Origin of the sequence: Corallococcus sp. AB032C, assembly GCF_003668935.1 — a bacterium.
Taxonomy (GTDB): Bacteria; Myxococcota; Myxococcia; order Myxococcales; family Myxococcaceae; genus Corallococcus; species Corallococcus exiguus.
Genome location: NZ_RAWP01000199.1, coordinates 1 through 7,565 on the forward strand (window position 1 = coordinate 1; position 7,565 = coordinate 7,565).

The following is a 7,565-nucleotide window of genomic DNA, read 5'->3' on the forward strand; positions in this document are numbered from 1 at the left end:
GCCCTGCCCCCGCCGCCCGCCGCGCCGTCCTACGACATGGGCGGGCTGCCCTCCGCGAGCGAGGACCCCTTCGCCCTGCCGCCCTCGCCCGGCCTGGACTTCTCCGACCTGCCCTCGCCCGCCGCGCCCCAGGCGATGGACTTCTCGGACCTGCCCTCGCCCGCCGCGCCCTCGGCCGTGTCCTTCGACTTCGCGGAGCCACCTGCCCCCGCGTACGGCCAGGACCCCATTCCCACGGATGATCCGTTCGCCGTGGACTTCTCGTCGCCGCCCCCGGCCGCGCCGCCCGCTCCAGACTTCCAGCTGGACTTCGGCGACCCCGCTCCGGCCGCGCCGCCCTCGCGCATCAACCCCGCCACGGACTTCGGTGACGTGGACTTCGGCGACCCCGCGCCCGTCCCGTCCTCCGCGGCCACGGGCCTTCCGGACGCGCTGGAGTTCGACCCCACCGCCGCGCCCGTGGATGACCTGGAAGCGGACCTCTCCGCGCCGCTGCCGCCCCCGCCCGCCGCGGGCCCTGTGGACGGCCTGGAGATGCTCAGCTTCATCGACGACAGCGCCGGCAAGGACGCCGGTGGCCGCGTGCAGGTGAAGCGCTTCCACGTCCGCCGCCGCTCCGGGAAGATGTTCGGCCCGTTCGAGGAGGGCGTCATCGTCAAGATGCTCGAGGACGGCCAGCTCCTCGGCAACGAGGACGTGTCGCCGGACTCGGAGGCGTGGTCCGCCATCGGCACCGTGCCCGTGTTCGCCGCCGCCATCCAGCGGCTGATGGAAGGTCCCGCGAAGGCCGTGCCGCTCGCGGCCACCCCGGGCGCGCCGGCTCCGGAGACGGCGGGTGCCACGGATCCCGCCAACCCCCAGGCCAGCATGGAGCGGCTGCGCCAGCTCTACGAAGGCCGCATGGCCGCGGTGTCCGTCGTGGACCGCAGCGCCTCCGACGCCAAGTGGAAGAAGCGCCTGCCCGCCATCATCGCCGCGGGCGTGGCGGTGGTCGTGCTGGGCACCGGCGCCAGCTTCGAGGCCAGCCGCTACGGCGCCTTCGGCCGCAACAAGTTCTTCCCGTCCCGCGTGTCCGCCGGCTCCGCCGAGGCGAAGCTCGTCGAGGAGGCTCGCAAGGGGCTGCTGGCGGACACGTACGCCAGCTACAAGGAAGCGCGCAAGAAGAGCGCCCAGGTGCTGGCGAAGAACGATTACCCGGAGGTCCGCGCCCTCTGGTGCCAGTCCGTCGCCTACCTGCAGCGCCGCTACGCGGACGGAGAGCGCTCCGACCTCACCGCGTGCGGCAAGCACATGGAGTCCATCGAGCTGCTGGGTGAGAAGAACGTGGAGGTCATCAAGACCACCGCCGGCATCGCGCTCACCCAGCGAAGGGCCGCGGAGGTGCAGGCCCGCCTGCAGGACGCCGCCATCCGCGAGGACAACCAGGGCGACCTGGAGCTCTCCTTCCTCCTGGCGGAGTCCTACGCGCAGCAGAAGGACATCCCCAACGCCGTCGCCACGCTGACCAAGGTGCTGGAGAAGGACCCGAAGTCCGCCAAGGCCCACCACGCGCTGGGCGACCTGTACCAGGCGCAGGGCAAGGCCGACGAGGCCGCCAAGGCCTACGCGGAGGCGCTCGCCGCGGATCCGCAGCACGCCGCCTCCGCGGTGGAGCTGGCCGCGGTGGAGTTGCTGGTGCGCAAGTCGAACATCGAGCAGGGCGCCCAGGCCGTGGAGAGCGCCCTGAAGCTCCAGGACGCGCTGGGGCCCGCCGAGCGCGCCCGCGCCCTCGGCCTCAAGGGCATGGCCCTCTTCCAGCAGTTCAAGCCCAAGGAAGCGGAAGCGGAGCTGAAGGAGGCCCTCAAGGCCAACCCGGACTCCGACTTCATCAAGTCCCAGCTGGCCCAGGTGCTGCGCTCGCAGCGCGACTACGACGGCGCGCTGCCGCTCTACGCCTCGCTCGCGAAGGAGGACAAGGACAACCTGGGGTTCGTGGACGGCCACATCACCGCGCTGGTGATGACGGGCAAGATGCAGGACGCGCTCACCGCCGTGGAGGCCGCCAGCAAGAGCTTCCCCAACGAGGCGCGCATCGCATACCTCTACGGCCGCATCGAGGACGCGCTCGACAAGCCCACGGAGGCGGAAGGCCACTTCAAGCGCGCCAACGCCGCCGACGCGAAGCTGGTGGACGCGGGCCTGTACCTGGGCCGCCTGTATCTCCGGCAGCACCGCAACGCGGACGCGCGCGGCCTGCTGGAGGCCGCCGCTCAGCAGGCGCCGGAGCACGCGGGCGTGCACGCGGGCCTGGGAGAGCTGGCGCTCGCGGAGAACAACAGCCTGCTCGCACAGCAGGAGTTCGACCGCGCCGTGCAGTTGGACCCCAACCTGGCGGACGCCCACCTGGGCCTGTCACGCGTGGCCCTGCTCAATGGTGACGCCACCCGCGCGGAGACGGAGGCCAACCGCGCCCTGGAGCTGGATCCGCACCTGTTGAAGGACGGCCGGCTGCAGCGCGGCCTGGTCCTCTGGCGGCTGCACCGGCTGGACGAGGCCGCCGCGGAGCTGGAGAAGGCCAAGGCGGAGGACCCCCGCTCCATCACCACGCCCATCACCCTGGGCGCGGTGCTCCTGGAGAAGGGCGACCTGGCCAGCGCGGAGAGCAACCTGGGCCTCGCGCTGCGCAACGAGCCGTCCAACCACGAGGCGCTCTACTACCTGGGCCTCGTGCGTGCGAAGCGCTCCGAGTACACCCAGGCGCTCGACAGCATGAAGACCGCCGTGGACCGCGCGCCCAAGCGCCCGGACTACCACTACGCGTACGGCGTCATCCTGCGCGACGCGAAGAAGCTGCCGGACGCCGTCGAGCAGTGGAAGGCCGCCGTGGAGCTGGAGCCCAATTACGCGGACGCGCATGAGGCCCTGGGCCACGCCCACCTGGAGCGCGCCCAGTTCGACGACGCCATCGCCTCCTTCGAGGCGGCGCTCAAGGCGGATCCGCAGCGCACGCGGGTGATGGGCGCCATCGGCGACGTGCTCTTCAACGCCGCCCGCTGGGACGACGCCGTCCGCCGCTACCAGGCGGCGCTCAAGGCGGATCCGAAGCTCACGTACGTCTACTACAAGGTCGCCCGCGCCTTCACGGAGCAGGCCCAGTACGCCAAGGCCATCGATTGGTACAAGAAGGCCACCAGCGTCGAGCCGGACAACGCGCAGTCCTTCTACTACCTGGGCTTCGCCTACAAGGAGCGCAACAAGCGCAAGGACGCCATCACGGCCTTCAAGGAGTACCTGGTGAAGAAGCCGGACGCGGCGGACAAGAAGGACATCGAGGACGAAATCTACGACCTCGAACACTGAGCGGGCCTGGCGGGCGGGCCTTTCGTCCCAGGCCCACCCACCCCTCCGGTAGACCGCCGGCGGGGCCCTTCCGGTCAGCCCCCGGGGCCTGGGGGCGTCCGGCCTTGAGCACCCGGCGCGTGGTGAGCCTTGCCGGCCCACGCCCGGGATGACTACAAGGCGAGCCCCTATGCTGGACCTCCGGAACGTTGCGCAGAACTTCGATGCGGTCGTCGCCCGACTGAAGACGCGGGGCGGCAGCCTGGACCTCGGCCCCTTCCAGACGCTCTTCCTGGAACGCCGCGACCTCTATGTCTCCATGGAGGCGCTGGCCGCGCGCCGCAACGCCGCCAACGAGGACATGAAGCGCAAGGCCAAGGAGGACCCGTCCGCCATGGAGAAGCTGCGCGGCGACCTGCGCGGCGTCTCCCAGGAGATCAAGGAGAAGGAGGCCCGCCTCAAGGAAGTGGAGGAGGAGCTCAACCGCATCCTGCTGGTCATCCCCAACGTGCCCCACGACTCCGTCCCGGTGGGCTCGAGCGCGGACGAGAACGTCCAGGTGAAGACCTGGGGTGAGAAGCCGAACCTGCTCTTCACGCCGAAGCAGCACTTCGAGCTGGGCGAGTCGCTGGGCATGCTCGACTTCGAGCGCGCCGCGAAGGTGTCCGGCAGCCGCTTCACCTTCTACAAGGGCGCCCTGGCGCGGCTGGAGCGCGCGCTCGTCACGTTCATGATCGACGTGCACACGTCCAAGGGCTACACGGAGCTGCTCCCGCCCTACCTCGTGCTGCGCGAGACGATGATGGGCACGGGCCAGCTGCCCAAGTTCGAGGACGACGCCTTCAAGACGTCCGGCGACCCCGAGCGCTTCCTCATCCCCACCGCGGAAGTCCCCGTGACGAACTACCACGCGGACGAAATCCTGGAGGGCGACCAGCTCCCCATCCGCTACTGCGCCTTCAGCCCGTGCTTCCGCGCGGAGGCCGGCGCCGCGGGGCGCGACACGCGCGGCCTCATCCGCCAGCACCAGTTCCACAAGGTGGAGCTGGTGAAGTTCTCCCAGCCGGACAAGAGCCTGGAGGAGTTGGAGGCCATGACGGATGACGCGTGCGACATCCTCCGCCGCCTGGGGCTGCACCACCGCGTGATGCTGCTGTGCACCGGGGACATGGGCTTCGGCGCGCGCAAGACGTACGACATCGAGGTCTGGCTGCCTGGCCAGGGCGCGTACCGGGAGATTTCGTCCTGCTCGGACTGCGGCGACTTCCAGGCCCGCCGCGCGAAGATCCGCTTCCGCCCCCAGAAGGGGGACAAGCCCCAGATGCTGCACACCCTCAACGGCAGCGGGCTGGCCGTGGGGCGCACGAGCATCGCCATCCTGGAGAACTACCAGCGGGAGGACGGAAGCGTCGCCATCCCGGAGGCGTTGGTGCCGTACATGGGCGGGCTGAAGGAATTGCGCCCCCTCTAGTCAGGACGATGGGGCCCCGGACGTAAAAAGGGGCCAACATCTCGCTTGCCACAGGGAAGAAATGATGTAGAAGGGCGGCCCCACGGGCGCGGTTGGCCCGCCGGGAACCGAGCGGCACCTGCTGTGGAGGCGTGGCCGAGCGGTTGAAGGCAGCGGTCTTGAAAACCGCAGAAGGTGAAAGCCTTCCGTAGGTTCGAATCCTACCGCCTCCGATTTTGAGCTTGAGTTTCGTGGTTCTTTGACAGAGAAGAGTTGGAGAGATGGCCGAGAGGCTGAAGGCACAGGTTTGCTAAACCTGCATACTCGCAAGGGTATCGAGGGTTCGAATCCCTCTCTCTCCGCCACTTGATGTAAAGCAGCAGCCGGAAGAAATGCTCCCTTAGCTCAGCTGGATAGAGCGTCGGACTACGAATCCGAAGGCCGGAGGTTCGAATCCTCCAGGGAGCGCCACTTCTTCTCAGGCGCGCATGTAACATGAGTGACGACATCGCTTTCATGCAGCAGGCTTTAGAGCTCGCGCGGGAAGCGGCTTCACTCGGTGAAGTTCCGGTGGGTGCGGTGGCGGTGCTGGACGGAAACGTCGTGGGCACGGGCTACAACCGCCGTGAATGCGACCGAAACCCCTTTGCTCATGCTGAGATGCTCGCGCTGGCAGCCGCAGCGAAAGCTCGCGATGCGTGGCGACTCTCAGGGGTGACCCTCTACGTGACGCTGGAACCGTGTGCCATGTGCGCCGGTGCGCTGGTTCAGTCTCGTGTCACCCGGCTCGTCTTTGGTACAATGGACCCGAAAGCGGGTGCGGTCGGCTCGCTGTACAACCTGGTGGAAGAGCCCCGGCACAACCACCGGCTTCAAGTGACAAGCGGTATCCTGGCGGACGACAGTCGCCAGCTTCTCAAGACGTTCTTCGAGCGCTTGCGCGCGAAGCGACGTGAAAATTGAATACTCTGGAGAGCTGGCCGAGTGGTCGAAGGCACCTGACTCGAAATCAGGCGTACCGGTAACGGTACCGTAGGTTCGAATCCTACGCTCTCCGCTCCATCGTGATTGGAGAGGTGGCCGAGCGGTTGAAGGCACACGCCTGGAACGCGTGCATATCTGAAAGGGTATCGTGGGTTCGAATCCCACCCTCTCCGTTGTTATTTTCTCTGTAGCAGCATCGATTTTGTGGTCGGGACAACGTGGGGGCGCGAACCCCGCCAGGTCCGGAAGGAAGCAACGGTAGCGTACTTCCGCGTGTGTCCCGGCCGTTCTGTCTCACCTGAAGCGCCGACATCCCTCCGGGGATGCCGGCGCTTCGGCTTTGCGGGCTTGCTCTCCCCTGCCCGGCTGCCGCCGCGTCTCAGTCGCGGACGAGGATGGTTTCGCGCCCCACCTCGCGGACGACGCGGAAGCCGGCGGCCTGGAGCTCCGGCAGGGCCCGGCCCTCGAAGGTGACGGCGCGGTTGAAGGCCCGGTCGTGGATGGAGGCCTGGAAGGCCGCGTCCCGGGGCCAGTCGCAGGTGCGCCAGGGGATGTTCTTGCCGATGTAGAAGAAGCCCCCGGAGCCCCACAGCCCTTCGTTGACGATGAGCAGCCCCGTCGCGTCCCCCCGCGTGGCTCGGGCAATGGCGCGGAACTGGTCCGCTCGCAGGTCGTTGGACGGGAAGCCGCGGCCATGCACGAAGCCCAGGGCCAGCGCGAGCACCGCCGCCCCACTCCTCAGGCCCTGCCGGGAGAGCGTGGAGAAGTACGCGGCCAGCTGGGCGGCAGCCGCGAGCAGCGCCACCACCAGCCCCGGGTAGAGGAAGCGCTCCTCCTTGTGGGGCGTGGCCAGGAGGACGGCGGTGTAGACGGCCGCGCAGGTGAGCGGCAGGGACAGCGCGCGAAAGCGCACCAGGGGGGCCAGCGACAAGGGCACGGCGGCCCAGGCCCAGAGGGGTACGGCCTGGAGCAGCGGCCCCCAATAGAAGTCCGGCGGTGAAGCCCCGAACGCGGCGGCGGCCTTCCCGGAGAGGAGGTTGTAGTCCACGTAGGCCCGGAACGAGTGGAAGGGCGTGCCCCAGGTGCCCCAGTCGAGCAGGCCCAGGCCCACCGCCACCGCCGCGCCGCCCACGCAGGTGAAGGCGAGCAGGCGCCACCTCCGGGCGACGACCAGCCACAGGAGCGCGGCGAGCACGAAGAGGGCGGACGGGTAGCGCGTCACCACGGCGAGCCCCAGGGCCATGCCGCCCAGGAGCCCCGCCCGGCGCACGCGTGCGTCCGCGCCGGTGTCCGGCCGGTCCAGGGCCTCCATGGCCACGAGGAGGAAGGACGCGGAGAAGGACTCGGACAGGGTGCGTCCGGCGAAGAGGAGCACCGGCGCGCTCAGCCCCACGAGCAGCACCGCGAGCGCCCCACCCCACGGGCCCGCCCGGCGCTCCGTGAAGTGGTAGACGGCCCACAGGCTCCAGGCGTGCAGGGCGAACTGGGGCAGCGCCACCACGCCCCGGTAGACGCGCGGGTCGGTGACGCCGAACCCGTGCGCCACCTTGAGGAAGGCGGCCAGTACGCCGGGAACGGCCCAGTTGCGCAGGCCCTCGCGCCACTCCCAGGCCAGCACGCCGTAGCCGTGCACGCGCCAGTACGCGGGCTCCAGCGCCTGGAAGACCTCGTCCGGGTGGATGCGTCCCAATTCGCTCACCGCGAGGGCGCACGGCACCAGCGCCACCGCGAGGAGCCCCAGCACGCGAAGGCTACCGGGCAGACCCGTCTGGACGACGGGTGTCGGGGGTTCAACCGGAGCCTGGGGGAGGAC

General features: G+C 69.3%; 4 protein-coding genes, 5 tRNA genes and 1 other RNA gene. 9 read left to right on the forward strand and 1 reads right to left on the reverse strand.

From position 1 onward, the window contains the following. From D7X99_RS40855 to ffs, 9 genes are all read left to right on the forward strand, one after another. Positions 1 to 3,339 (forward strand): tetratricopeptide repeat protein (locus D7X99_RS40855; RefSeq protein ID WP_121782455.1); only part of this gene is annotated, 3,339 nt, incomplete at its 5' end. A gap of 169 nt (positions 3,340 to 3,508) precedes the next feature. Next, positions 3,509 to 4,789, forward strand: a complete 1,281-nt coding sequence (serS, locus tag D7X99_RS40860) for a serine--tRNA ligase (protein WP_121782456.1) — start codon at positions 3,509 to 3,511, stop codon at positions 4,787 to 4,789. Between the two features lie 125 nt (positions 4,790 to 4,914). Next, positions 4,915 to 5,001, forward strand: a tRNA-Ser gene (locus D7X99_RS40865). Positions 5,002 to 5,043: 42 nt separating this feature from the next. Further along, positions 5,044 to 5,133: transfer RNA gene (locus D7X99_RS40870), tRNA-Ser, on the forward strand. 29 nt (positions 5,134 to 5,162) lie between these two features. Next, positions 5,163 to 5,239, forward strand: a tRNA-Arg gene (locus D7X99_RS40875). A gap of 24 nt (positions 5,240 to 5,263) precedes the next feature. After that, positions 5,264 to 5,731, forward strand: a complete 468-nt coding sequence (gene tadA, locus D7X99_RS40880) for a tRNA adenosine(34) deaminase TadA (RefSeq protein WP_120552978.1) — start codon at positions 5,264 to 5,266, stop codon at positions 5,729 to 5,731. A 7-nt stretch (positions 5,732 to 5,738) separates the two neighbouring features. Then, a tRNA-Ser gene (locus D7X99_RS40885) sits at positions 5,739 to 5,825 on the forward strand. Positions 5,826 to 5,838: 13 nt separating this feature from the next. Beyond that, positions 5,839 to 5,925: transfer RNA gene (locus D7X99_RS40890), tRNA-Ser, on the forward strand. Positions 5,926 to 5,953: 28 nt separating this feature from the next. Continuing rightward, an RNA gene (gene ffs / locus D7X99_RS40895) (signal recognition particle sRNA small type) lies at positions 5,954 to 6,046 on the forward strand. A gap of 85 nt (positions 6,047 to 6,131) precedes the next feature. Here ffs and D7X99_RS40900 read toward each other — a convergent pair. After that, positions 6,132 to 7,565, reverse strand: a 1,434-nt coding sequence (locus tag D7X99_RS40900) for a glycosyltransferase family 39 protein (protein WP_368667845.1), incomplete at its 5' end; no start/stop codon positions are given.

Coding starts and splice junctions, on each gene's coding strand:
- serS (WP_121782456.1), top strand. CDS start 3,509: ATGCTGGACCTCCGGAACGTTGCGCAGAACTTCGATGCGGTCGTCGCC.
- tadA (WP_120552978.1), top strand. CDS start 5,264: ATGAGTGACGACATCGCTTTCATGCAGCAGGCTTTAGAGCTCGCGCGG.